Here is a 26,592-nt window from a genome sequence, read left to right as displayed (position 1 = left end):
GGCGCAAATTTATGCTTTACGGCGGATCACCAGCTTTTTATTTTGGGCTTTGGCTATCGCATCCATATAAACCTGCATCTCGGTGTATTTGGCAGCAGGGATTACATGATTGGTTAAGTTAAACTTGGCGGTGCTGATGATCTGGTTTTTGGCAGCATCGTAAGTATATTTAACATCATAAGTGCCATAACTGAATTCTAAGCTTTGATTTGTTGGCAAGGTTTCAACTTCAAAACCCGCCGGCAGGTCTATAGTTGTTACGCATGTTTTTGAAACCGGCGAATTGAAATAATATGTGTTTTTACGTTTTTGCTCAGCAGGTAAAGTAAGGTCCCAAAGCATAAAACCAAGCGGACGATAGAATAGTTTGTTACCTGTGGTTACATCGCAAAACTTATCATAATCCATAGCAATACTTACATGTTTAATTCCGTTGTTATCATCCGCCGGTATGTAATCAAAAGCGGCTGGTTGTTTTATATCAAACTGCTTAAGAAGGTACTCCTTTTGATCTTCCTCTTTATAATACGGTAGCCTGTCAACAAAAATGCTGCGGTACTCGCCGGTGCTTGCAAATTTAATATTCACCTTGGCGCCGCCTTCGGCATCAAGCACCACGTGTACCTGGCTATCGAGTACATTATCTTCCTTGGTGCTGCGAGGGGTATTTACCAGCTTCCCCCCGTCATCAGTTATTAATAAGGCGTTGCGGTTTTCGGTAAAGGGGCCAAGTTTGCCAAATTGCGCGGTTGTACTGGTACACTCAAGCCAGGTGGTATCATTTTTAAAAGGAACGCACAAAATGGCATGATTAAATGAGTTTGCCGGGAAATTATAGTCGGCAGGTTCTGCATTATAACCTGCCCTTATGATGGCATAGTTTGATGGAATATCTACAGCTTTAAGCAAGGCGCGCATGTAATTTGATAAAGCCTTACAATCGCCATATTTTTTCTCGTCCACAAATGATGCGGCAAACGGCTTATATCCGCCAATGCCAAGCTGGATACTTACATAGCGGGTGTTTTTTTGCATGTAATTGTAAAGGAACCGGGCTTTTTCTTTATCGGTTTTAATAGTATCGGTCATTTTTTTGATTTGCACCACACGTTCGGGGCTGAGGGTGCAAACGTCGTCATTTAATGATTTTATCCATTTACCAAAAGCTTGCCAACTGGTAAAATCGCCGGAGTAACCGTAGCAGTCAAAGCTATTGGCGGCAAAGGTTACCCGGGGCATAAAGTTCCAAGCCAATACCCGCTCTTCTTTTTTTATGGCTTTAAGGTTTTGCACCTGCCACGTGTAGGTTTGCAAGTTATTTGTATCGGTTTTTAAAGGTTTGATACTGGTGTTGCTGTTTTTATAGCGAAAGCCCATTGATGGGTTTACCATAACTTTGTATATTTTATTTTGTACAGATTGTTCCATCCCATCCTGCAGGTACCAGCTGCCAAGGCTTATGAAGCTGTTCTCGGTTTCTTCATATTTGATCTCTACGGTTGTTGGGTAGGTAGCAATCGCATGTCTTACAGCCAGGAAACGTTCGTTGGTAACCATGGTTTCATCATTTGCTGCCGAACCATCATACATATCGCTTTTATGGTAACGTTTTATTTGCTGGCCCGCGGCGTTGTATATGTTCATCTCGATGTCCGAGTAGTTATCATATTTTTTATTGTAGCCCATTTGCAAAATTGCCTCATCATCGGCCTTTTCATTTAAAATGGTGATTATACTGTGATGAACAGTTATCATTTTGCCGGGGCCTTTTACTGTAACCTCATCTTTCGAATATCTAACCACCGAGTTAGCATCTTCTTTTAGCGAATCGGGGATGGTTGAGGCAATGTAAAAGTCTTTCGGGATTTTTTTGTCCTGCCCGTAGCTATGTAAAACAAACAGGAAGAGGACTATCGTAACAAGCGGTAACCTGTTAAAATATCGGTTATTTATTATATTGATCATGACTTTTTAAGTACTATCGATTCGTTGAGCATCTCGTACATTTTTTTGTAAAACTCAAAAAACTCAGCGTAGTCTTCTTTAAAGAAAATTGATTTCTGGTGGTCAACATTAAGGCGCACCATAACCTGCCCGTCCTGCTCGATAACCATACGTTTAAAGCTTACCGATTTATCGGGCATTACCATGCTTACGCTTTTAGGCAGGGCATCAACCTTGTAGCCTGCCGGTAGTTTAAAAATGCCGGTGATATTAAAATTGTCGCGATAACCGAAATCAATATCAGTGGTACGACTCATGTTCAGGAACGGGTTTTTATCAAGGTTGGTAAACAGGTTAGCGTTAAAATAAATATAATTTTCGTCCGAACCGGCGAGGTCGAGGTTGAAGTTTACGTTTTGCCTTAAAGGCACAGAGTCTATATCTATATCCTCTACTTTTAGTGAGGATATAGTTAAATTGTTGTTACCGCCGCGCAACTCATCAATATATTTTTTTTCACCGTCTGTTTTGTAGTTTTTAATTGCGTTGATCCTGTTGTAGGCAAAGCTGCTTATGTCGGCGGCCCCTGTCATTTTACCGGTGGGTTTAATTTCGGCATTTATAAGTACTACCTGCCTCACGGGTTCAACATGCTGTAAAAAGGTCATGTCGTAAACTTTATCATCCTTGTTGAGCAGTAAGCCAAACGAGTTTAAAAAGTTAGAAGGTGTTTGGTTGTACATGTTGTATTTGTTTGAGGCATCGAGCGCGTAGTATTTAGCGCTGTCTACCGGTATGTAAGCTATGGTGCTGTTAAACTGGTATGAGTTTGGATATGCTGGGTTTACACGCCCGTGTTTGCGGGTGCTTACCATCATAGGATAAACGTTTATACCCGTTTTTTTCAACAAATGGTAAAGTATAAGATTGATTTCGGTAGCATTACCTACTTTTTTCTCCCATGCTTTAACTGTGCCATCTATTGTGTAATTACCATAGTTTTCGTTCCATTTCATAGTATTTTTAACTTCGTTAAAAATATAGGCTATTTTTTCGTCGTTGGTTTTGAAAGTTTTGGCTTTGGCCGCAATCGTTTCTTCGCCGGTAAGTTTGCGGTTTAGCTGGGTGCCAAAATCGTCCCATTCCAGCACCTTTTCGCCAACCTTGGTCCAGGTATCCTCATAGCTATGGGTGAATGTTAAGCGTACACTTAATAACTGAAAAAGAATACGCTCCATGTTATCGTTAAGCGCCCCCATATATGGTTCTTCTTTAACCGATGGTATATTCATTAATGCCTGTATGTGAGTGTTGGAACCAGAAGTTTTATCAACAACAAATGGATAATGCAGGTTTTGCAGATTTTTATAGGTTAAAATATCCGGTATATTGGTGCTTAGCTCACTATATCGGGTTGGTATGGTGCTTTGAAAGTACCAGTCAGGAAAGTTGCCAATGTTAGTGGATGTTAAACGATATTTGAATTCAATAATACTTCCTGGCTTTACGTTTGGAAATGAGAATACTATTGCCGAACGAAATTTATCTACCTCTTCTGAAAAAATTTGTTTCTTTTCGACTTTCACCGGTACAATAGTGCCGTTTTCAAGATTAATAGTTTGTGCTTCAACGCCGGTAACAAATTGTGATCTATTATAGCTCAGATATTCGATACGTACGTTGGCCGCATCTTTTCCGCGGTCATTAAATACTTTAATTCGTTTGTGCCGTTCAAATATGATCTGGTATTGGGTGTCAAAGTATACATCGCCCTTATCAAAAAGTATCTCGGCATTTGCATCTGGTTCAAAGTCACATTTTGTCATTTCCATGTCGGCTTTGTCAACTTTGCCAAAGGCCTTGGTGGTTGGGATAGCAGGAGCTTGTGCTTGTGCAGCAGTTGCAAAGGCTCCTATTGCGATAAGGGTTAATAACTTATTCATTTAAATTAATTGTAAGGGTTTAACTATACTATGATGGTTTGAGTGTAGGTCAATAGAGCATTAATCCTTAATGCTTGTTGAATGTTCGAGGTGTTTTGCCCGTTAGATTATCTTTATTTTACTCAGGACATTCGGGTTGCAGAATTATACGTAATCGTTCCGGTGCCGATAAGTTCAAGTTGTAAAATGAAAAAAATTGAAGTTGTGTTTCGGCTTCTGAGGCTTTAGCCGGTAACCTGAATAGCGCTGATTTAAACAGCATTAAGGGCCTGTTCATCGTGATGAGGTTTAATCAAACCAAAAATAACAATTGCCGGGATATTTAAAAGCGAAATTTTTTAGCCATTTTATCTATTTACTAAAAATGTAATCTATGTCACTAATTAGCCGGTACCATGTTATTTTGACATTAAAATTTCATTTCATACTGCTGTTTACGTACATTTATTTAATTGGCACTTTGATTGATATACTGTAATTAATGAAGCAAAAATTTTATGATACTGCTGTGAAGCAGGAAAAAGCTGTACTTGTTGGTGTAATAACTCCAAATGAAACCGACGAAATAGAGAAGGAGCACCTTGAAGAGCTGGAGTTTCTGGCAAGCACTGCTGGTGCATTAACAGTTACCCATTTCACCCAAAAACTACAGCGCCCGGACAGGGCAACTTTTGTTGGCTCCGGTAAACTGGAAGACATTAAAGCATACGTTAAAGAAGAAGAAATTGATATAGTTATTTTTGACGATGGCCTGTCGCCCTCGCAACTGCGTAATATTGAGAATGAACTACAGGTAAAGATCCTTGATCGGAATAACCTTATCCTGGATATTTTTGCGAGTCGTGCCCAAACAGCCCAGGCCAAAACCCAGGTTGAATTGGCCCAATTGCAATACCTGCTGCCCCGCCTTACGCGCCTCTGGACCCACTTAGAACGTCAGAAAGGTGGAATCGGGATGCGTGGCCCGGGTGAGTCGCAAATTGAAACAGACCGCCGTTTGATTCTGAATAAAATATCGTTATTAAAGGAAAAGCTGAGGCAGATAGATAAACAGAATGAAACCCAGCGTAAAAACCGCCATCAACTGGTGCGTACGGCACTGGTGGGTTATACCAACGTGGGTAAATCAACTATCATGAACATGATAGCCAAATCGGAGGTGTTTGCGGAGAATAAGCTGTTTGCTACACTGGATACCACGGTAAGGAAAGTTGTGATAGAAAACCTGCCCTTCCTGATGTCGGACACGGTAGGGTTTATCCGTAAGCTGCCTCACCATTTGGTTGAGTGTTTTAAATCAACACTTGATGAAACCCGTGAAGCGGATATCCTGATCCATGTGGTGGATATTTCACACCCTAATTTTGAAGATCAGATCCGTACCGTTAACGAAACCCTGAAAGATATAGGTGCGATTGATAAACGTATCATTACTGTATTTAATAAGATAGATGCATTTAAACCCGAAGAACACTTGCTACCACAGCAAGAAGAACCATTAACGCTGGAAGATTTTAAACAAAGCTGGATGGCTAAAAATAATGCTCCTGCTATATTTATCTCGGCAACTAAAAAAGAAAATGTGGAAGAGTTTAGGGCATTGTTGTATAAAGAAGTGAAAGCTATACATACTGAACGGTATCCGTATGATGCTTTATTGTATTGATAATTGATGGGATAAAATAAGAAAAGGACGCATTTTTGAAGTGTGTCCTTTTTGTTTTTTATAGCAGATTAAATTCTGCTGTCATCTTAATCAGTCAAAAATATCCTATATTTTATCTCCGGTATAATACCTTTTTCTAAAGCAGTATCAAACATCAGGTTAATAGCTTTACGACCTTCTTCGCCCAACTCAACTGAGTACTGGTTTACATAAAGCTCAATGTGCTTGTACATCACCTCCTCGCTCATTTCCTGGGCGTGCTGTTTAATAAACTCTAAGCCCGATTTTGGATTGGCAAAAGCAAACTCAACCGATTTGCGTAACACCCGGTTTATTTTATGCTGAACATCCTGTGGTAAATTGCGGTTAGCTACAATGCCGCCGAGGGGTATAGCGCAGCCGGTACGTTTTTCCCAATAGTCACCAAGATCGATTAATTTGGCCAGCCCCCTGTCCTGATAAGTAAACCTGTTTTCGTGGATGATCAATCCAAAATCAATGGTTCCGTTTAGCACAGAGTTTTCTATTTCAGAAAAAACAATTTCTGTTTTATCATTGGCGTCCGGAAAAGCAAGACTTAGTAAGAAATTGGCGGTTGTATATTTTCCTGGAATCCCAATTTTGGATTTTGAAACAATGGGGACCAGATCAACTTTTTCGCTGGTGCCGGATTCTCCCTTGAATACTTCCTTATCCCCATCATTTATAAAACGAGTTATCGGTGGATTAAAAATGAGCATGGGGCCTACACCAAACCCTAATGCACTCCCCGAATCAAGCAGTACATATTTATCAGTGACGTAAGCAAAAGCATGGTAGCTTAACTTGGTAATATCAAGCTCGCCGCGGAAAGCCTTTTGGTTAAGCGTTTCCACGTCATCATAAAATACTTCAAACTCCAGGCCTTCGGTATCAATTTTATGGTGGATGAGGGCGTCAAAAATAAAAGTATCGTTAGGGCAGGGCGAAAATCCGAGCGTTAGTTTCATGCGGGTAGTAGATTAACTGTTAATGATCTGGCTCACCAGGTCGATGGCAAATGTATTCAGATTTTTAATGGCCAGCCCAATGTTCCAGGCCTCCCGGTTACGTTTCTCCACATAATTTGACACTGCCCTGATTTGCATGCCCGGTATGTTCATCTGCCGACAGGCGTAAAAGAAGGCCGCGCCTTCCATACTTTCCAGTTGCGGATTTAACCATTGCTGTATTTTTTGGATAGCTGGTTCATGGCCATGGACCGTATTAACAGTAATAGCTTTTGCTTTTTTCAGAAAGAAGTTAGGATAAACCTGGTCAAGTGATGTTGTTGGGGTAAAAACGCTTTCGCCGAAACCGAGAGTATTGATAGGGATAAAATCCTCATCATCCTGTGCTCCAAGTTCGGCAAAGGTATCTTCGGTAATTTCCAATACATCTCCTAAATTAAAATTACGGTCGAAACTGCCTGCAATGCCAAGGTTAATCGCCAGGTCATAAGTATGATTGCTGAGTTGCCTGGCCATGCCAAAGGCTGTTGGCACCATGCCCGCGCCGGTTATCAGTACATCAACCTTGCCGCCAAAAGCATTGGCCAATGGCTCAACTTCAAATTTGGTAGCTGCAACAATGAGTATAAGCATATTGCATTATTTTGACGGCTAATATAAAACAACTCACCTGTTTTTGTTTTGTATATTTGCACCCACTTTTGTTATGATGATACATATAACGCGCAAGGAACATTTTAATGCCGCTCACCGGATGTACCGTGAGGAATGGAGCGCTGAAAAAAACTTTGAGGTGTTTGGCAAATGCGCAAACCCCAACTGGCATGGTCACAATTACAACCTATTTGTAACTGTAAAGGGCGAGGTCACGCACGCCACAGGCTATCTTATCGACTTAAAAGAGCTGAAGATAATTATCAATGAGTATGTTATTGAAAAGCTTGACCATAAAAACATTAATAAAGATGTTGATTTTATGGCAGGTAAAATGGCGTCGACCGAATTGCTCTGCATTGAGATCTTTAACCAGTTAAAAGGACCTATTGAAGCTTACGAGGGTGTATTTTTGCACTCGGTAAAGCTGTACGAAACCGAAAATAATTCTGCCGAGTATTTTGGCGGTTAATTTTATAAAATGAGCGATTCACAATTTAGCCAGGATACCGACGATGACGATTTCGGCGGATACATCAAAATAGATCGTTACAACCAGGAGCGGATTGATAGTTTAAAGGGGAACTATCACAACGTATTAAAGCAAATAGGCGAAGATGCCGAACGCGAAGGTTTATTGAAAACTCCCGAGCGTGTGGCCAAAGCGATGCTTTACCTAACCCACGGTTACGAGCTTAATGCCGAAGAGATCCTGAACTCGGCCAAGTTTAAGGAAGATTACAGCCAGATGGTGGTGGTGAAAGACATTGAAGTATATTCCATGTGCGAGCACCACATGCTGCCCTTCTTTGGCAAAGCACACGTGGCCTACATCCCTAACGGGCATGTAGTGGGTTTAAGCAAGATTCCCCGAGTGGTTGATGTGTTTGCCCGCCGGCTTCAGGTGCAGGAACGTTTAACCAACGAAATTCGCGATTGCATTCAGCAAACCCTGAACCCGATAGGCGTTGGCGTGGTAATTGAATGCCGTCACTTGTGTATGAGCATGCGTGGCGTACAAAAACAAAATTCGGTAACCACAACATCGGCCTTTACCGGTGAGTTCCTGAAAGAGAAAACCAGGACTGAGTTTTTGAATTTGATAAGTTCGAAATTAAGTTAAGAGCCCCCCGGCCCCCTAAAGGGGGAGTAAGGAGCTAATGATTATATTTATAAACCACTAAAACAATATTCCCCCTTTAGGGGGTTAGGGGGCAAAATGAAAGCATATATTTTCCCGGGCCAGGGTGCCCAGTTTGTAGGTATGGGCAAGGACCTGTACGACCAGTCAGAAAAAGCGCGTGAGCTGTTTGAAAAGGCTAACGAAATTTTAGGTTTCCGCATTACCGATGTAATGTTTGAAGGGACTGCCGAAGATTTAGTGCAAACTAACGTTACCCAGCCTGCTATCTATTTACACTCAACTATTTTGGCTACAGTTTTGGGCGATGACTTTCAACCGGAAATGGTTGCAGGCCATTCATTAGGCGAATTTTCGGCCCTGGTTGCCGCAGGTGCTTTATCATTTGAGGATGGTTTACGTTTAGTAGCCGCACGTGCTAATGCCATGCAGAAAGCCTGTGAAATACAGCCATCAACCATGGCAGCTATTTTAGGACTGGATGATTTTACTGTAGAAGATATTTGTGAGCGTATAAGTGAAGTAGTTGTTCCTGCTAATTACAATTGCCCGGGACAACTGGTAATATCAGGCTCAATTGCCGGTATTGATGAGGCTTGTATTAAGATGACCGAAGCCGGAGCTAAACGAGCTTTAAAACTTAAAGTAGGTGGCGCATTCCACTCTCCGTTGATGGAAGCGGCAAGGGTTGAACTGGAAGCCGCTATTGTGGCTACCGAAATCAAATCGCCGGTATGCCCTATCTATCAAAATATAGATGCCAAACCATATACCGATCCTGAGTTGATCAAGAAAAACCTGATAGCCCAGTTAACCGGCGCCGTTAGATGGACCCAAACCGTAATGCATATGCTTGAAGACGGTGCTACCTCATTTACCGAAGTAGGGCCGGGTAACGTGCTGCAGGGGCTTGTTAAAAAGGTTGATAAAACCGTGATAACAGCAAGCGCTTCATTACCGCAATAATTTTTAAAAGCCACATACAACATGTGGCTTTTATTTTTGTTATAGGCTTGTATTAATCAAAAAATCCATAGTATAGCAATATCTTGACTACATCCGGAAAAATACGCCTATTGCTTGCCCTTTTAGGGCTTAGTTTGCTGCTTACGGCCATTATTGTACAAAAAACGTACACGCCGGTGAACAGTCTTGTGCAGTCTGCCCGGGTGCTTGAAAATAATCTCCATAACAAGGAAACTTTTATAAATAAGCAGCTTAACGGCACGGGGCGTTTTAATAAGATGATGAACCTGCGCAATAATGAGCAGGATGCTATTAATGCTATTGAAGATTTTACCACCCAAAACGGTATCTGGTTTATAACCCTAACCAACAACAAATTAAGCTTTTGGAGCGGAATAAAAGTGTTGCCCGATAGTACAAATACCATTAAGGAGGGCTACTCATTTATTCAGCAACCTAATGGGTATTATGAAACGTTCCGGAAAAGTGAGGGGGATTTTTCCGTTATCTTCTTTATACCGGTAAAAATCAATTATGCCTTCCAGAACAAATACCTCCAAAACAAATTTGCTAAAGATCTGCTGGACGATGATAACATCGATATAGCTGATTTTACGGATATTAACGTTTACGAAGTTCATAGCAGTGATAATGATTACCTGTTTTCGGTAAAGCTTAAAAATAATGGTGCCAATAATGATTTTGTTTACTATGAACTTTCATTTTGGATCCTGACGGCCCTTACGCTTTGTATCCTGATGCATAATATCTGCAATTATGTAGCAGCAAAAGGGTATGTAGTGCTATCCATCATTTTCCTGGCTTTGTACATTGTATTGTTCAGGTTTGTTAACCTGCATTATAACCTGCCCGATTTTACATATAAGCTCAGTATTTTCAATCCCATATTTTATGGCTCAAGTTTGGTTTATCCTTCGCTGGGCGATTTTTGCATCAATATCCTGGTTATTTTTTGGTTTATAACCTTTGTGTACAGGCAACGGCGCCGGTTTTTAAATAATGTGCAAAGTAAAACAACAGGCTACACTATAGTTGTCGTCTCTGTTTTAACTCTTATAGTGGTTTCAACTTCATTATTAAGTTTGTTTTATGGGCTGGTTATTAACTCAAAAATCAATTTTGATGTAAATAATGTACTCAGTTTAACCGGGTTCAGCTTGCTGGGAGTGCTGATGCTGTGCTTTAGCTTTTTGATATTTTACCTGCTTAATGAAATTGTTTTAACCATATGCCTGAAGCTTAATGTTCCCCGCACCCACCAGTTGTTCCTGTTTTTGTTTGGAATTGCCATAACCACAGTTGTATTTACCTATTACCACGAATTTACACTGTTTTACCTGTTATGGGCGTTGCTGGTATTGATAAGGGCCTATAACTTCATATACTATAAAGAGCAACTTTTTGCCACCTCGTTTTTAGGGATTGTATTTGTTTGCGCCCTGATAGCAGCTATTAAGCTTAATCATTTTGAAGATTTAAAAGAGCATGAAACCAGGAAAGCGCTGGTACAAAAACTGGAGATTCCGGATGATGCTACTGCCGATTACATTTTTAAGAAGGTAGAAAATCAAATCATAACTGATACTGCCATAGTACGCTATTTTACCAACGGTCTGCACAATGGCGATTACCTTAAAACCCGTTTTCAAAAGCTTTATTTTGATGGGTACTTGTCAAAGTACGAGTTTAAGGTTCATGAATTTGATGCTAATGAAGAACCTACATCGGCCGATAAAAATTATTCGCTGAGTGTATTTAAAGATCTGGTACTATACAGTTCGTTTAAGGTATCCGACTATTTTTACCGCGAAAATGAATCGTTTGGCTATCAGAATTATTTTGCAATATTGCCGGTAAATACCAGTAATAAGCAATTGGGCACCATTGTAATTGAGCTCAAATCCAAGCCGCTTCAAGTATCCGGTACTTTTCCCGAACTGCTTATTGATGGTAACATAAGCCCCGAAGATGATTTTAAAGATTACTCATATGCTTTTTACAGCGATAATAAACTGCTGAGCCAGCGCGGTACTTACGTTTATTCGCTTGATAACAGTGAATTTAAAGGAGAGCTAAAAAAATACACTGAAAAAACCACCAAAAACCACAGCACCGCCTGGTACGAAAGCTTTACAACATACAATCACCTGGTATATAAGCCCAGCGAAAGGAACCTGATTGTTGTTAGCCGGGAGGAAAACTCACTTTATTATGCTGTTACCTCGCTTACCTTCTTTTTAGTTGTAATACTGATATTCAGTGCGGTTATTATCACTTTAAAATGGTCATGGGCCCGCATCAAGATTTTTAATATCGCCGAAGATGGGCTAAAGATAAACTTCAGGATAAATTTTGACAAGGTGTTGTACAAAACCCGCATCCAGATCTCGATGATACTGGCCGTGGTAGTTACCTTGGTGCTTGTTGGTTTTATTACCTTTTTATCCATCAGTAACCAGTACCACACCCAGCAGGAAAAAATGATCAGGGATAAAATAACCCGTATCGCATCGGCATTTGAAAACGGTCTTTTTACCCAATACGTTGAGCATATTAATGAAGAGAGCCAGGTTCATTTTAATGAGCTTGCTAATACTTACGCAACCGACCTTACCGTGTTTGATACCAATGGCGTTCCTCTGTTAACCACGCAGCCCAAAATTTATGAAAACGGCCTGGTAGCTAAACGGATGAACGCCCGTGCATTTATCTTTTTGAGTAAACTGCAAAAAACCGAATTTGTAAACGACGAAAAAATAGGCGAGTTGAGTTATAAAGCTGCCTATGCCCCAATAACACTTACATCATCAAACAAAACCGTAGCCTATATCCAACTGCCTTACTTTAGTAATGAAACGGATTACCGTGAGCGCATAAGCTCGTTACTTAACGTAATGATAAATGTTTACGCTATAGTATTCATTGCCATAGGCTTGTTTGCTATCATTATAGCCCGGCAGATAACTGCGCCGTTAAACTTTATACAGCAAAGTCTCAGCAAAACCATCTACGGTAAAAAGAACGAGCATATTAAATGGTCGCGCGATGATGAGATCGGGGCATTGGTTAAAGAGTATAATAAAATGATATCGGCGTTGGAGAACAGTGCGCAGCGCCTGGCGCAATCTGAACGTGAAAGCGCCTGGCGCGAAATGGCCAAGCAGGTTGCTCATGAAATTAAAAATCCGCTAACGCCTTTAAAACTGGGCTTGCAACTGCTTGATAAGTCGTGGAAAGATAAAGACCCTAGGTTTGATCAGAAGTTTGAACGTTTCAGCAAATCATTTGTTGAGCAGATTGAAAGCCTGTCGTCAATAGCTTCAGAGTTTTCGGCATTTGCCAAAATGCCCGATACCCGCATTGAGCAGCTCAATATTTTTGATGTGCTGAACCAGGCGGTTACCATTTTCAAGCAAATGGATAACGTGCAGATTACTTACCAGCAGCCCGAAAGCACTTTTACTATCAATGCCGATCGCGATCAGTTGTTGCGCTGTTTTAACAACCTGTTAAAAAATGCTATTGAAGCTACCCCTCCTGATAGGAAATGTATCATAGATATTAATTTCCTGGTAACCAGCAAAAACATACTGCTCACTATTAAAGATAATGGGAACGGGATCCCCGAAGACATGCGCGAAAAGATCTTTGAGCCAAACTTTACCACCAAAAGTTCCGGAACAGGTTTAGGTTTGGCATTCATCAAAAACTCCATCGAAAATGCCAATGGCAAAATATGGTTTGAAACAACAATGGGCATAGGCACCACATTTTATTTGAGCTTACCGGCTGCTTAAAGGCAAATAATAAGATGTTTGTTTCGATTTCATTTGGCCACCGGGGAAAAACCGTCGGAGGGCTGCTGTGTAACCATAAGTTTTAAATAAAAAATATTATTTCGATAGAGCATGGGCAGGGCTAAGCATTGGAGCGAAAGAGAAATCTTATACACCCTGTTAAGTCGCTTTACATAGTTTAGAGCCGGATGTATAAGATTTCTCCTCACCATCCGCACGTTCCCCAGCAGGTTCATTGAAATGATATCTTCTTTTAATTCATCATAATAATTAAAAGATGTGGGTACACGGTAGGCCGGGAGGGGGTATGATCGTAACTACTTATTGATCACTTTAAACCGTTGTTTTTCAGCTACAGCCATTAAGGGCCTGAAACCGGGCTCGGAAGTGCCTTCCTGGTTATAAAGCCAAAAAGGGTCTTCATTAAACCTCTTCCAGTCGGCTTCCATGGTTACTTTAAGTTGTGTATCGGCGGTAGTCCATGTTTCCGTTGGCTCTGTTGCCGGTTGCTTAATGTCCTGCAATTTCACACGCTGTTGTTTTGCATAAAGGTGCTTCAATAAATTATAGCAGGTTGTAAACTGGCCGGTTGCCACAACGGCTGCTTTGCTATTGTCTTTACGCTGATATTTATCGAACCAGAGGGTAGTAGCCATCATTCGGGCTTTTTCTGCAATACCGATCAGCGCAGCCGAAGGTGGGGCCCCTTTATCAAGTTGCTGTTCGGCGGCTTCATCATCCGGATTGGTTGTTTTCTGCTGTATAACAGGAATTACGATTGCGGCTTTTTGCTTTACCATGCTCAGGTCATAGATAGCGTTGCTGACAACCAGGTAATGCGTTGCCGGATCGGCATAAAGCTGGCTATAATAATGCGCCCTGATTTGTTTGAGGTAAATATCAGAGGTGATCATCAACACTGATTTTAAGCGGGCAGTAAGCATCTGGATAAGGGCACTCAGGCGGAGTTTTAAAAAATATTCCGCATAACTTAGCAGCATCAGGCTCCAGGTCGATCGTTCGCGGTTGGCACTTATACGGGTTATCAGGAGTCTGACCTGAATGGCAAGCCAGCTTACCAGTGCCAGTAATGATGGAATAAAAAGCAGGTACATCCACCGGTGCCAGCCTGCAAAGAGGGATATCAGGATCATTATAGGAAACAGGAGGCCCAGGATAAACAGCGACCAGGTAATACCGTTAATCGTGGCTTTGCCGGGGATGCTCTTTTTTTCCAGTGGAAGGGTATAGCTGTCAATCAAGTAGCTCGTTACATCGGTGATCAGCAACAGATCAAACGGAGGACGGGATTTTTCCTTGCGGCGCTGGTTGGCAAGCAGGATGCTGTCGATGGCCTGGTTATCGGCAATACCACCGTCCATCAGGCCGAAACGCTTGGGATTGTCTTTGAAATCGTCGTCCCCAAAAATGTCGTCTGGTTTTTCATCGGTAGTAAAAGGATTGTTCTTGAAGTTTATTGCCTCATTTAGCTCTTCTGGTTTGAGGCCGGCATGGGTAAAATCTTCCGGGAAGATCAGCGGCTCAAAACCACCGGGAAAACAAGAGGAGCTTGCCAGGATATCCGACAGCTTTAAACGCCAGGCCGCATCCAGATCATTGAAATAAATATAGCCGTTACCAACCTTCCCGTTATTAAGGGTCGGGTGCTGGGATTGAAAGCGAAAACTTAACCCGTTGGCAAATTCGGTAGAATTTACGCAGATCTCTTCAAGATGTGTTTTACCCAGGTGATCAGTATACAGCTTAAAATATTGATCGGGATAAAGTAATTCGTCATAGGCCATGGAAAAGGCATTGATCAGGTTCCGGCTTTTATCTGGTCGGGTTTGCCAGGCAGCGTCATGATTAAGGATCTCAAAGGCCCTTTTAATTACTTTTTCGCCGTCGATAGCATTTAATAGCCGATGATAGATGGTTGAAAAAGAATCGCCCCGGCATACTCCTGCACTGTAGGCAATATTGGTAATACTGCCGCCAGATGTTGAACTCATGAACGTTACGTTTTGTAACAGGGTGCTATTATCATACCCGGTATTGTTCAGATAAGATAAAGCACCAAGAGAAAATGCCGCTGCCCGGTACCCTCCGCCAGACATGGCCAATGCAATATTTTTCATAAAATGGGTTTAGGTATTCATTGTGTTAATTTATTGAAAATTAGTATATTAATATATAAAAATAAATTATTTATTTTTTTGTGTTATGCCGGATATGATCGCGCCGAAATTTTCTGAGTGCAGTACTTATTTAATAGATGTAATACTACTCAACCCTGTTAACACGGGGTTGAGTAGTATTACTGTCTCTGCCGGTGTCTGGGTTTTATCGGAGATAGGTTAATGTGCCAAAGCCCAGCTGATCATAGCCGCCACTTGTAGTGCCATAGTTGCCGCCGCCGCCTTCGGGACGCATGCTGGCAGCATAAGCGGCAATATTGGGAGAGCTTAGTCCGCGTAATTGTACATAATGTGCGTAGAGCAGCTCCCAGCTTGGCCGGCGGTCGCCGCGGCCCGACGCTGAGATAACCGTTTGCGATTGTGCTGTACAGTTGGTGCCATTACCCCAGTTATAAGTAGTAAAAGGAACCGTATTGTTCAGATTGTATGAGGCTACGTACTCACACATACCCTGAATGCGGGGGCGCACATCATTCCAGGGATTGTAAGCAAAAAGGTCCTGTCCCTGGTTAAAAGCCATTTGACAAATAGCTCCATAAAGAGATACATCCAAACAGCTGTGGCCCTGATCGCGGCCGCTTTCCTGACATTGGGCAATACCGCCCTGATCTGTATAAGCAAATGGTGCTACATGGCCGTAAGCACCATTGCCGGCCCCGCTTTTGAAATAGGCAATTGCTTCATTAAACTTAGCGGTGTCATCACATAATACACCAATAGCAAGTATGCTGGCCATATTGCAGGCATCCCAGTTAGCCCAGTAATTGGTAATGCAGGCACCGTTATGATTGGTAAGAAAATCATGATTTACCGGGTAAAACACGTTCAGCATCATATTCTTGAATTGGGTAAAATCGGCAGCTGCCCATCCGCTGTACGAACGCATAATTTCGGCTGCGTTTGCAAATTCATAGCCATAAATACCGGCTGCAAGAAAACGATCTGCCGAACCCTGAATGGAGGTTAGGGTGGAGGACCATGCATTCATGATCTGGACAGCTTTATCTGCGTTAGCCGTAGTGCCTGCTATTTTCCAACGCAGCGCATTTTGATAAGCTGCAGCGATATCATTATAAAGTTTTGAATAGTTTTCCGGCGATCCGCTGCCCCGGTAAACAATTGCCACAGGCCCTTTCATGGCATAGGTTGACGAAGAATGTGAATTGGCCACAAGTGTGTCCCAGCCTGATTTTTGCGGTTGCGTGTTTGAATTGACCTTACTGATCATCCTGGTGAAATCCGCAGCGTTGTGCAGCAGTCCCGGATGTGCAAAAGTGGTAGCCTGGGTAGCGAGGCGTGCCGTGCCCGCATTTGGTGAGCTAACCTGCAATTGTGACTGATTAATGTTGGTAGCACCCTTCCTGCATGAAAATAACGCGCAGGGAAGCATAGCCAGTACGGCTACGTAAAGTTTTGTTTTCATTTTAAGTAAATTATAGGTTTATAAATACTGACAGAGACAGTACACCTATAGACAATGTTGAAACTTATTGATACTCTGTTTACTATATATTTTAGGTGTCAAATCATTTGCAGTTACAGCCGCTTGTTACATAGTTAGAAAATACACTATCGCAAAAGTTTTAATCACAAATGATTTTTAATTTTTGATTAAAACATGCATTTTTAGCCTTGAGAACGATTTAGCCATTTTGCTTTTGATTTACATTTTAATGGCCGGTTGACATCTCACAAATTTCGCTCTTACCAGAAACCTAAAGATCATACCTGTAACACATGATTAAGATTAAACTGTTGAGCATCGGCTTAATTGCCCTTGCCGGTAACGTACTTGCCCAGGAAAAGGCCGTACCTACGCCGCATTGGCGACCTGCATACCATTTTACGCCACCGGCAAACTGGACTAACGATCCAAACGGCTTGGTATTTTTAAATGGGGAGTTTAATTTATATTATCAGCATAATCCATTTGAAAATAAATGGGGGCACATGAGCTGGGGGCATGCCACAAGTAAAGACCTTATTGCCTGGAAACATCTTCCTGTTGCCATTCCTGAGGTTATTACAAAAGATACCACTACCTGGATCTATTCGGGCTCTGTTGTATTGGATAAAAGCAATACCAGCGGGTTCGGCATCAATGGCAAACCGCCGCTGGTAGCCATTTTTACAGCCGATCAGCCTAAGCAGAAAAAGGAATCGCAGTTTATTGCATACAGCAACGATGGCGGCTTAAGCTATAAGCAATATCTGCACAACCCGGTTATTGATCTTAATATGCATGACTTTCGTGATCCTAACGTTTTCTGGTATCAGCCAACGCAGCAATGGATCATGACTGTATCGATGGTTGACGATCATATGGTTCGGTTTTACGGCTCAAAGAACTTAAAGGACTGGAATAAACTGAGCGACTTTGGCCCGGCAGGCTTTACAAAAAATGGCTGGGAATGCCCTTCGTTGTTGCCCCTTGTAGTTGACGGTAATCCTGCGAATATCAAATGGGTACTTTTTGTTTCTTCAGGGGGCGAGCATGGCCCGCTGATCCAATACTTTGTTGGTGATTTTGATGGTACTACATTCGAAAGTGTTAACGAAAGTAATAAAGTATTAAAAGTTGACTATGGTGATGCTTTTTATGCTGCGATAGCCTGGCGGGATGCCCCGGAAAATAAAAAGATACTTTTAGGGTGGCTGCAAAATGGCCGCCAGGAAACCTACCCATGGAAAGGGCAAATGTCTGTTCCGCATGATCTTTCGCTAAAAACTACAAACGATGGCTTGGTTCTTAATCAATTGCCTTCTGTATTTGTAACCGGGGCGCTGCATAAGTATGCTACAGGAAAGGTTATTGAGAAAAAGAATATCGATATAAACGGTGTCGGGTTAAAATTACCGGGAGATGGAAATGCTTATTGGATTGATGCGGAGTTTGACACCAGGAATGCCAAGAAGGTAGGTTTTAACGTTGCCGCAAAAGCCGGGACGGATAAAAAAGTAACAGTAGGTTATGATGCAGAAAAGCAACAGCTTTACGTCGACTGCACGGGTTCAGAAAAAAATAATAAGTCGCCGGAAAATTTGATACAAACGGCTCCCATGAAAGCGGTAAACGGCATTGTTAAAATTAAGGTATTACTTGACAGGTCATCATTGGAAGTGTTTGGTAACGATGGTGAAAAAGTGATCTCAACCATGATCTATCCTGATAAAGACGCTACTGGTTTAGCTTTGTTTTCGGAGGGTGCAGCTGTAGCAAAAAGTTTAAAGATGTGGAATTTGGATAGAGGAAATTAAACGGGAAAGGGGGGTAAGAAGGCCATTGCAGGATTATCTTATTGTTTAAGCGTTGCCAGTATACCCGCTGCATTCTTATTTTTAGGATCGATCTCCAGTGCCTTTGTATAGTTTTCTGCAGCGCGAACCCTGTCGCCTTTTTTGAAATAACATTCGCCGATTAGTTCATAGCCATATGACATATCCGCAGCTTTGCCATTTAAACCAACAGCAACCGTGAATACTTTAACCGCGTCATCCAATTTATTCCGTCGCTGCAAATATTTACCGGTGCTGATCAGGTCAGGAATCTCTGAGGAAAAATCATATTTATCCGGATGGTTGGCTTTCAGGTCCCGGTATAAAGCAAGCCCCTGATCAGGATCAGCGAGTACCTTAGTCCTTATTTCAAGGTAAAGTGATTTTTTCGGCACTATAACAGGTTCGCCTTTCAGGGCTGCTAATATAGCGAACTTAATCCCGTAAACTTTCATTTGCTGGTTGTTGGTCATCATCACAATGGTTACCTGATCTTTTAAGTTACTGTAGTAAAGGGCTTCGTAATTGTAGTTAGATCCCTGGTGCTGGTGCCATATTAACTCGCCATCCTCTATCCCTGATGTTCCCAGGCTGCTTTCGCCCCCCGGAAAGTTAATCGCCAGTTCATTTACCGATGCCTTGGAGATCACTTTATAACTGTTAATGCATTCGACCCATTTGTACAGGTCTGTTACAGGCAATCGAATCCAGCCGGTCATGTATGGGGGATAGGGTGTTGCGTGGTATTCGCTGTCAAATGCCTTTGCTACATCTTCTGAATTTAAGGAGTAATCAATTGCTGATGAGGTCATGCCACAGGGAATCAGGATATTATTTTTAATAAAATCCCGGTAAGGCATGCCGCTTAGTTTTTCGATGATGCGCATCTGCAGGAATACATTGTAATGGTTGTAGATGTATGCTGTGCCCGGTTCAAACCTAAGCGCTTTCAACGACATCAGGTTAGCCTGGATCACACTGTCAACCTCCGGTGAGCTGACTTCAAAGGGTGGGATACCGCTCGTATAATTGATCAGGTTCCTGACCTTGACTTTGGCCGACCAGGCGGGTAAATCCGGTAAAAATTTACTGATCGGATCATCCAGGCCAAGCAGGCCACGTTCCTTTAAGATCATGATCCCTACGCCGTTGAATTCTTTGCTTATCGAACCGATGTCAAAACGGATGTCGGGCGTAAGCATTTTTGTCCTGCTGCCATCGGCATATCCCCAGGAGCGCTGATAAATAACCTTGCCTTTTTGCGCCACCAGGATATTGCCATTGAATATACCCCGCTCATTAGCTGTGTGCATAATAGAGTCGATTTGTTTGTAGATACCGGACTGGGCCCGGGATAGTTTAACGCAAAAGCAAACAAGTAGTAGCAGGAGAATGTAGCGCATATCTGTTTTTACTACAAGACTTAAAACGAAGCAATTTGGTTACACACCCTTTAGAATTTTGATCGACTTAAATGAAGAATAAGAGATAAACAAAAAGCCGATTTTTCAGTCGGCTTTTTGTTTATCGGAATACGCAATACTACTTTTGTGATTCAAACGGTCTTTATGGTTGCTTTTTATTAACTGTCCATTCAGCCATCTGGAAATCACGGCTGCCATTATTAACCTTGATGCTTAGCCTGTAAAACTTGTAAGCCACATTATTATTAAAGTGGTACAGGATCCGCTGAAAGCGGTTGGCGAAAACTTCGTTGTTTTTGCTGTGCAGGTTTATCCAGCGTATGCCATCCTCGGAGCCCTGAAGGATCCATCCTTTCGGATCACGATCGGGCGAGTCATTTGCCGATGTCATGGTATATGCTCCTGCAACAGCGGGCGTTTTAAGCTCATATTTCATCACCAGGTCGCCGGAGAACCCCGATTGGAAAAATTTGGTATTCGGGTCGCCGTCAACCACTTTTAGTGAGCCCTCATTTGCATTTGGGCCGCCGCCATTATCACGTGATACGGTAAATGTACCGCCTATGGTAGCAAAATAGCTTTCACCAACTTTGGTGCGGTCAAAGTTTGGATCGGCAACGTTCAATATTATTTCGCGGGCAGCCGAATATCCCTGCGAATTTCTGGCTGTTAACGTTACATGATACAAACCATCAAAGGCATACCTGTGCTTAGGTGCTTTTTCGGCCGATGTGCTATCGTCGCCAAACTGCCATAGGATATCTTTGTAATTAATGGATGTACTGGTGAACTGATAACTCAAAAAATCAACACTATCTGTTCGTGCTACTGTAAAACCTGCAATGGGTTTGGGCTCATCCGGTTCGGGTTGCGGTGCAGGTTTATCTTTTTTACACCCGGCAAACAACAGGACTACTGTTGAGAATACCGATATAATATGCAAAATCTTTTTCATGTCCTTGTTTTCATTAATCTGTTAGTAGCTTAAGGGGCCGGAAATAGCTGGCTTTGCGGTATTATCCTTCTTCCATTGATACCGGCAGATGGTACCTCAAAAGTTAACCGGGCGCGCTGACCGCCTACATTCTCACGATGATCAGCTTCTATTTTATAGCGTTTTCCGCGCTCCAGGAATATTTTGGCTGTACGGCTGTCCTTATCCCACTCGGTGGTGAAATCATTGATAATGGCCTTGCCGTCTATATATAATCTTGATCCGTCGTCCCATTCATTTTGCCAGAATACGTACTCGCCTCGAACGGGGGCAAGAAACTCACCGGTCCACCTTGTTGAGAAATTATCATGACTAATACTTGGTATAGCAGCTTGCCAAACGCCATCATTAGGCCAGTCAATAGTGGGTTCTATTTGTACCAGATCAGGCTTCCTGCCATCAAAATCAAGCTGCTGATTATTGGAGAAATATTCTGCTTTTAAACCAGTTCCGTTGCCGGTTATGTACGAGTTATTATCAAGGTTAACCTCGGGTTGTACCAATACGATCAGTTTGCTGTTTGTTGGATGCAGGATGTGTTTTGACGGATTGACCAAACTTACTACAAAGCCAAAGCGTTTATTGGCAGCAATGTTTGCATCAAAAACCGGCCAGCCTATTGATAAACGAATAACCGCGGTACTGGCATTGGAGTTTACCCTGATCATGGTATCGATAGAAAACTGATCGGCGTTAAGCGCGATGGTGTTATCAGGCAGCACTTTTTTGCTTACCAGATCGGTTATCGTATCCATGTTCAATTTTACACTAACATTGAACGCTCCTGCCGGTACACCTGCCAGGTTTACAGTTAGCGGAATGGTGATACCTGCAGGCGATGTTGTATAGTTTTTTTGATAATCAACATCCATAATACCTCCGCCATTTAAAAGCGACACGTAATGGATATCGCTTTCTTTAATAAGCTTTTTGGTATCAAGCACCACCAGGATATTTGATTGTGATCCTTTGATCTGGTTGCCCTTGCCCGGATCGGTAAGTTTAAAGGCAAAGGCTACATTTTTGCCATAATTAGCTTCTATGGCTGATAACCTGATACTTGCAACTGATGTCGCGGTATCTGCCCCAAATGATACGTTGATAACACCGGGGTAATCAATTGCCCCGGCAGGCAGTACGACTGTATTTTTAAGGGTACCATTTGCTATCAATTGGGTTACGGTATCATTGTTAAACGTTATACCCACCTGAAATGCTTTAGTTGCCGGGCCTGATAAGGATATTTTAAATGGCACTTTAACTATTTCGTTACCGGTACTTACATCTCCTATATTGGCTCCCGCGCCGGAAATATTCCTGTCGGTATTTTGAATTGGTTTCAGATCGTCAAGAGCGTTGTTTTTGCAGGCGGCCGCTACCAGGATCATTAATCCGATAAGCAGAACATATCTGTATTTTTTCATCATCAAATAATTTAGTTTGTAATGGTTAACATCTATTGATCAAGCCAAACGCGGCCGTCAAGCCCCCAGGCCTGCCTATTAGGTATCCTGAACCAGTTTATGATCTGTGCCGGGATATCAGCCGTTTGCGGAACAAACTGGGCAAGCGCTCCTGCAGGCGGCGGACAGATCAGGTCATTAAAATCTTCCCACTGGTAATTGCCTTTTAATTTAAAGTCGCGGGCCTGCGGGCCTACGTCCCTGATCCTGTCGCCCTGGCCGTCTGTGCCCGGCCAGTAAGCCGCTAAGAAGGTGTAGTAAGGGTGGCCTTCGCTGATAGATGTTTCGCAGGCATAATTTCCTATCACAGCATCGGGCACATCAACCTTGAAAAATCTGATATCTGTTACATACACATCTGGCGTACCATGCCCGTTACCATTTAAATAACCCAGTTTTAGCTTGCTATTGTTGCTGAGACTCCCGGAGGCAGTTATTTCCAACTCATTATTAAAAACCCCGTCGGTGTAGGTTCTGATATATCGTTTGCCTGCCCGTATCTCACATTTAACAGAAAGGTTTTGCCATCTGCCTTTTTGAAGGTCGCCGCCGCGGCATTGATGATAATCATTATCCTTTGTGCCCCTATATTCAAAATACCAGTAAGCATCTTCGAGGTAAATTACCCAGCCAACTCCGGGATGACCTGCTGACCATTCCGGTCTTTTACCCAGGATACTTGGCCAAAAGAATTTATCCTCATTTTTCTTAACCTTTAGCTCAATGGTGAACTTAGTAGTGTCATCGATGTTAAAAATATCAGCGGTATCAATTTCGGCCCTTATACCAGTGTCTTTCAGACGCACCGTACGTCCCAAGTACCTGTTGCCGGTAAATGGTTTGCCTATTACCCTTTGTTTATATTTTGGATTGTAATAAATAGTAAATGTATTGGCGGCAGTATTGCTGAAAACGGTATTATCATTTTCATTAGCCGGGATATTAAATTTACCACCGCCGCTTGATGCAATCACCACCAGCCAGTCTTCATTGGCGTAGTTTTTCCTTTTTTTCAGGGCATTGACAATCTCGCCTACGTAGCCGTCAAACTTTTCAATGGAGGCTTTATACTGCGACGAAGAATTATCAAATCCATATTTGGCACCGGCTTCTTTGATATCATTAAAATGGCCAACTATCAATTGGGCCGTATCTGTATTCAGGTCATTAACTACAGCGGTTTTAATTTGCTCGTCTGTATCATATAACTCGCTCACAGCAGCACCCTGCGTTAACTTGTTTTTGAAAATAACTGATGAAGCAAATGAAACGATTTTGGCATTTGGTTTTTCTTCTTTTATCCTTTCAAAAAATACCGGGTAAGTTGCCAGGTTGTTCCCGGTAAAATCATCCGATAAGATCTTGTGTTTTTCTTTCTTCACACCGGTTAGCATATTGGCCCAGTTGCTTACATCACGGGTCGAATCCGGATCGCTCAAAGCAACCCAGCTGTAAATTGAATTGGGCAGTAAAGCTTTAATATTAGGCACATTAGCGCTATTGACCGATGAACCTCTTGCCCCGTCAACAATCAGGTACAAAACCTTACGTTCGCCGGATGTTGCTTTGGCTGTATCGGTATAATTTTTATCGGGCAGCGTGCGCACAAAATCCTTATTACATGATATTGTAGCAACAGCTAATGCACAGATAATTGAAAAGATGACCTGTTTGTATTTTTTCCTGTTCTGCATTTCTTTATAGATTATAGGGTCTCTTAAAAATTTATTCAATGGTTACGCGAATGATATTGCTGACCTGAATGTTATCAAAACGGTCAAAGCCGCCAATCAGCAATAAAGCCCGTTTGCCATCTGTCGATTTAGTTTCAATAATGTCAGACAGGGTACCTGAGAATGGCCCGGTGGTATTGTAATTACCGGCAAGTTCGCCTTTGGTATTCAGTACCATAAAGCCATTACGGGTAACATTGTCATATTTTTTAAAGCTGCCGCTAACTACCACCAGTCCGTCATTAAGCTGGCGGGCAAAACCGGGATAGCCTCCTTCAAATGTTTTAGCTACAAAAGTTTGATCAAGACTGCCATCCAGGTTAACCAGCGCTATGCTAATGGCCGTTTTGCCATTATATGTTCTGAAGATCCCTGTTATCAGATACTTTTTGGTTACCGGGTTGTATGTTAAGGACGAGATACTGTTATCGGTACCCGTACCTGTTTTAAAGGAGTCGTCAATAGTTCCATCGGCACTTAAGCGAACCAGGCGACCCGCGGCTTTGGAGTCAAAGGTGGTAAAGCTTCCAAAAAGCACCAGTTTTTCCAGCTGGTCAGCATCGGTATGCATGTAGGAGTCAACGGGGCCATTTGCCGAAGGCAGGCCTTTATTGGTTGCTATGTTGAAACGATACGTTTTATCCAGTGAGCCATCCAGGTTAAAACGGGCTACCTGCCTGATCTCCGTACTGTCCAGGATCACCGTATCACGGCTAAAATCATGATTATGTTCAGTATAAACCCTGCGTACATAGTATCTGAAACTTCCGGTTGCCAGTATTTTGTTCTGATGCTTATATACTTTACTTATATAGTCATTAGTGCCACCATTAAACCGTGGAAAGTATTTGGTTGTATCTGTTTGTGAGGGGCGCCTGTAGGTTTTCACGCCAATGGTATCAATACTGCCATCAACATTTAAAGTGGTGATGTTGCTGATGTTTTCTGTACGCTGATTGTAACCGCTGAAGCCACCCGCAATAACGTATTTTCCACCAAGTTCAATAACCCTTGATAATGATCCGTTTGCTGCTTTGCCTGTCCGGAAAGTGCGGTCAAACTCGCCATCGGCAGATGTTCTTACTATGCGGTTAAGTGGCGTGATGATACCCTTGTTATCATAGTTGGTAAACCAGCCCAGTACCAGGTTCCGGCCATCGGCAAGGGGATACACCTGGTTTACAAAGTTATTTGCTCCGGCTGTAGCCCTAAAGGAAGGATCGATATTAATTAAGCCCGACACTTTAAAAAGCGGTCCGAGTACTAATTGGTCATCAATGGCAATTGAGGTAATACCTGTACTCCCGAATGGGGGCACCTTAACTTTAATGGTTGATTCTGTTACTTCAATGACCTGACCGGGTTCGCCGTTAAACATGAACTTTATTTTATCTTTATAAGGGACCAAGCCTGTGGCTTTAAACGTTACCTCAGTACCTACCGCTCCGTTTGCCGGTGCAGGTATCGCGTCGCGGCTTAAGGTGACGCCCAATGGTGGCTTTCCATCCCCATAGGGATCAGAATAAATTGTTTTATCCTTCTTGCAAGCTTCTATTGTAAGTAAAAGCAGGATAAACGTGATGATATGGTTAATTCTTCTCATATTTCAATTCGTTACTATTGAAAGAATATTGTTAATAATGTTTTACTCGGAAGGGTGAAGACCTGCAAAGTATATTTCCTGGTAAAAGTCATCCTGGCTGAACCCAAAATAGGCTTCGTTATACTGCAGGGTATGCACTATACCATTCTTGGGTTTAATATCTGAAGAGGAGATTTTATTACGGAAAACCGCGTTTTGCGCATTATTAATGTCATAGATATAACTAATTTGCAGTGTACGCGGGCCAATATATTTGATGTTATTGGCGTCGCCATATATTACGCCAATGTTTACTACGTCGCCACTATAGGAATAATAAAGTGCTCCCGGATATTGATTTTGCAGGTCATTATCTATTTGCGGATAATCTTTAAGGCGGTTAATACCCTTGAACATATACCGTTGCAGGTATTTTTTCCATATGGCAGAGTCGATATCTGATAGCTTTTTCACAGTGTCACGCCCGGCATCAAACAAAAATTTATTTAAAGAGCCCCTGGTTTTGTTGTTGCCTATGGTTCTTTTGATAACATCATCATCGGGTGCAAAAAAGGTAAAGTCACTCTTGCGGAATGTTTCTTCCATACCGGCCAGCTTTACGATCTGGGCAATGGTATCAAACGGTACTGCTTTATCTTGTAAATATTGAAGCATATCGGCGGGGTAATCGGCATTAGCCTTACCGCCGTCTTTATAATACTCGTCGCGTTTACAGCCGGTAAGCACCAGTAATAACCCGGCTAAAACAATAATTATATTTTTCATATCTCTTATCATTAC

At 42.2% G+C, this 26,592-nt stretch carries 18 protein-coding genes; 6 read left to right on the top strand and 12 right to left on the bottom strand.

Features of this window, described 5'->3' with window-relative positions; all coding sequences use genetic code 11:
• Positions 1–9: 9 nt before the first annotated feature.
• Positions 10–1,965: a DUF3857 domain-containing protein gene (locus AC59JO_RS20575; protein ID WP_497307639.1), complete on the bottom strand. Its 1,956-nt coding sequence runs from the start codon at positions 1,963–1,965 to the stop codon at positions 10–12.
• Positions 1,962–3,887, bottom strand: a complete 1,926-nt coding sequence (locus tag AC59JO_RS20570) for a DUF3857 domain-containing protein (RefSeq protein ID WP_413670806.1) — start codon at positions 3,885–3,887, stop codon at positions 1,962–1,964. The genes AC59JO_RS20575 and AC59JO_RS20570 overlap by 4 nt, the downstream gene beginning before the upstream one ends.
• A 481-nt stretch (positions 3,888–4,368) precedes the next feature.
• Here AC59JO_RS20570 and hflX point away from each other — a divergent pair, with 481 nt between their 5' ends.
• Complete coding sequence (gene hflX / locus AC59JO_RS20565; protein ID WP_413670807.1) at positions 4,369–5,553, top strand: GTPase HflX; 1,185 nt, start codon at positions 4,369–4,371, stop codon at positions 5,551–5,553.
• 86 nt (positions 5,554–5,639) lie between these two features.
• Here the strand turns inward: hflX and AC59JO_RS20560 are convergent, their stop codons facing one another.
• Together AC59JO_RS20560 and mqnB are read right to left on the bottom strand one after the other, a co-directional pair.
• On the bottom strand, positions 5,640–6,542 hold the full coding sequence (locus AC59JO_RS20560) for a menaquinone biosynthesis family protein (protein WP_413670808.1): 903 nt from the start codon (positions 6,540–6,542) through the stop codon (positions 5,640–5,642).
• Between the two features lie 12 nt (positions 6,543–6,554).
• Entirely contained in the window at positions 6,555–7,175 is a 621-nt protein-coding gene (gene mqnB / locus AC59JO_RS20555; RefSeq protein WP_497307636.1) for a futalosine hydrolase, read from the bottom strand.
• 76 nt (positions 7,176–7,251) lie between these two features.
• Here mqnB and AC59JO_RS20550 point away from each other — a divergent pair, with 76 nt between their 5' ends.
• From AC59JO_RS20550 to AC59JO_RS20535, 4 genes are all read left to right on the top strand, one after another.
• On the top strand, positions 7,252–7,668 hold the full coding sequence (locus AC59JO_RS20550) for a 6-pyruvoyl trahydropterin synthase family protein (protein WP_090534603.1): 417 nt from the start codon (positions 7,252–7,254) through the stop codon (positions 7,666–7,668).
• Positions 7,669–7,677: 9 nt separating this feature from the next.
• Complete coding sequence (gene folE, locus AC59JO_RS20545; protein ID WP_413670811.1) at positions 7,678–8,319, top strand: GTP cyclohydrolase I FolE; 642 nt, start codon at positions 7,678–7,680, stop codon at positions 8,317–8,319.
• A gap of 96 nt (positions 8,320–8,415) precedes the next feature.
• Positions 8,416–9,303, top strand: a complete 888-nt coding sequence (gene fabD / locus AC59JO_RS20540; RefSeq protein WP_413670812.1) for an ACP S-malonyltransferase — start codon at positions 8,416–8,418, stop codon at positions 9,301–9,303.
• 83 nt (positions 9,304–9,386) lie between these two features.
• Positions 9,387–13,121: a sensor histidine kinase gene (locus AC59JO_RS20535; protein WP_497307633.1), complete on the top strand. Its 3,735-nt coding sequence runs from the start codon at positions 9,387–9,389 to the stop codon at positions 13,119–13,121.
• 317 nt (positions 13,122–13,438) lie between these two features.
• Here AC59JO_RS20535 and AC59JO_RS20530 read toward each other — a convergent pair whose 3' ends face one another.
• Both AC59JO_RS20530 and AC59JO_RS20525 read right to left on the bottom strand, forming a co-directional pair.
• Positions 13,439–15,259, bottom strand: coding sequence for a patatin-like phospholipase family protein (locus AC59JO_RS20530; protein ID WP_497307631.1), 1,821 nt, complete (start codon positions 15,257–15,259; stop codon positions 13,439–13,441).
• 205 nt (positions 15,260–15,464) lie between these two features.
• Complete coding sequence (locus AC59JO_RS20525) at positions 15,465–16,742, bottom strand: alginate lyase family protein (RefSeq protein WP_497307629.1); 1,278 nt, start codon at positions 16,740–16,742, stop codon at positions 15,465–15,467.
• Positions 16,743–17,056: 314 nt separating this feature from the next.
• Between AC59JO_RS20525 and AC59JO_RS20520 the strand changes: the two genes are divergently transcribed.
• On the top strand, positions 17,057–18,577 hold the full coding sequence (locus tag AC59JO_RS20520) for a glycoside hydrolase family 32 protein (protein WP_497307627.1): 1,521 nt from the start codon (positions 17,057–17,059) through the stop codon (positions 18,575–18,577).
• 38 nt (positions 18,578–18,615) lie between these two features.
• Here AC59JO_RS20520 and AC59JO_RS20515 read toward each other — a convergent pair whose 3' ends face one another.
• The 6 genes from AC59JO_RS20515 to AC59JO_RS20490 form a co-directional block, all read right to left on the bottom strand.
• Positions 18,616–19,908, bottom strand: a complete 1,293-nt coding sequence (locus AC59JO_RS20515) for a serine hydrolase domain-containing protein (RefSeq protein WP_497307625.1) — start codon at positions 19,906–19,908, stop codon at positions 18,616–18,618.
• Positions 19,909–20,161: 253 nt separating this feature from the next.
• Entirely contained in the window at positions 20,162–20,974 is an 813-nt protein-coding gene (locus tag AC59JO_RS20510; RefSeq protein WP_413670820.1) for a PKD domain-containing protein, read from the bottom strand.
• A 29-nt stretch (positions 20,975–21,003) separates the two neighbouring features.
• Positions 21,004–22,437, bottom strand: a complete 1,434-nt coding sequence (locus tag AC59JO_RS20505) for a PA14 domain-containing protein (protein ID WP_497307623.1) — start codon at positions 22,435–22,437, stop codon at positions 21,004–21,006.
• Between the two features lie 32 nt (positions 22,438–22,469).
• Entirely contained in the window at positions 22,470–24,170 is a 1,701-nt protein-coding gene (locus AC59JO_RS20500) for an alkaline phosphatase family protein (RefSeq protein WP_497307621.1), read from the bottom strand.
• A 31-nt stretch (positions 24,171–24,201) separates the two neighbouring features.
• On the bottom strand, positions 24,202–25,812 hold the full coding sequence (locus tag AC59JO_RS20495; RefSeq protein WP_497307619.1) for a DUF5008 domain-containing protein: 1,611 nt from the start codon (positions 25,810–25,812) through the stop codon (positions 24,202–24,204).
• Between the two features lie 42 nt (positions 25,813–25,854).
• Positions 25,855–26,577: a hypothetical protein gene (locus AC59JO_RS20490; protein ID WP_497307617.1), complete on the bottom strand. Its 723-nt coding sequence runs from the start codon at positions 26,575–26,577 to the stop codon at positions 25,855–25,857.
• Between the last annotated feature and the right edge of the window lie 15 nt (positions 26,578–26,592).

The organism is Mucilaginibacter sp. A5337 (assembly GCF_059690695.1).
The sequence above is the reverse complement of the archived record's forward strand: the minus strand, read 5'-3'. Positions and strand labels throughout refer to the sequence as shown.

Bases quoted from the DNA above. Each gene is read 5' to 3' on its own strand.
- AC59JO_RS20575 (WP_497307639.1), bottom strand. From the start codon at position 1,965: ATGATCAATATAATAAATAACCGATATTTTAACAGGTTACCGCTTGTT.
- AC59JO_RS20570 (WP_413670806.1), bottom strand. From the start codon at position 3,887: ATGAATAAGTTATTAACCCTTATCGCAATAGGAGCCTTTGCAACTGCT.
- hflX (WP_413670807.1), top strand. From the start codon at position 4,369: ATGAAGCAAAAATTTTATGATACTGCTGTGAAGCAGGAAAAAGCTGTA.
- AC59JO_RS20560 (WP_413670808.1), bottom strand. From the start codon at position 6,542: ATGAAACTAACGCTCGGATTTTCGCCCTGCCCTAACGATACTTTTATT.
- mqnB (WP_497307636.1), bottom strand. From the start codon at position 7,175: ATGCTTATACTCATTGTTGCAGCTACCAAATTTGAAGTTGAGCCATTG.
- AC59JO_RS20550 (WP_090534603.1), top strand. From the start codon at position 7,252: ATGATACATATAACGCGCAAGGAACATTTTAATGCCGCTCACCGGATG.
- folE (WP_413670811.1), top strand. From the start codon at position 7,678: ATGAGCGATTCACAATTTAGCCAGGATACCGACGATGACGATTTCGGC.
- fabD (WP_413670812.1), top strand. From the start codon at position 8,416: ATGAAAGCATATATTTTCCCGGGCCAGGGTGCCCAGTTTGTAGGTATG.
- AC59JO_RS20530 (WP_497307631.1), bottom strand. From the start codon at position 15,259: ATGAAAAATATTGCATTGGCCATGTCTGGCGGAGGGTACCGGGCAGCG.
- AC59JO_RS20525 (WP_497307629.1), bottom strand. From the start codon at position 16,742: ATGAAAACAAAACTTTACGTAGCCGTACTGGCTATGCTTCCCTGCGCG.
- AC59JO_RS20520 (WP_497307627.1), top strand. From the start codon at position 17,057: ATGATTAAGATTAAACTGTTGAGCATCGGCTTAATTGCCCTTGCCGGT.
- AC59JO_RS20515 (WP_497307625.1), bottom strand. From the start codon at position 19,908: ATGCACACAGCTAATGAGCGGGGTATATTCAATGGCAATATCCTGGTG.
- AC59JO_RS20510 (WP_413670820.1), bottom strand. From the start codon at position 20,974: ATGAAAAAGATTTTGCATATTATATCGGTATTCTCAACAGTAGTCCTG.
- AC59JO_RS20505 (WP_497307623.1), bottom strand. From the start codon at position 22,437: ATGAAAAAATACAGATATGTTCTGCTTATCGGATTAATGATCCTGGTA.
- AC59JO_RS20500 (WP_497307621.1), bottom strand. From the start codon at position 24,170: ATGCAGAACAGGAAAAAATACAAACAGGTCATCTTTTCAATTATCTGT.
- AC59JO_RS20495 (WP_497307619.1), bottom strand. From the start codon at position 25,812: ATGAGAAGAATTAACCATATCATCACGTTTATCCTGCTTTTACTTACA.
- AC59JO_RS20490 (WP_497307617.1), bottom strand. From the start codon at position 26,577: ATGAAAAATATAATTATTGTTTTAGCCGGGTTATTACTGGTGCTTACC.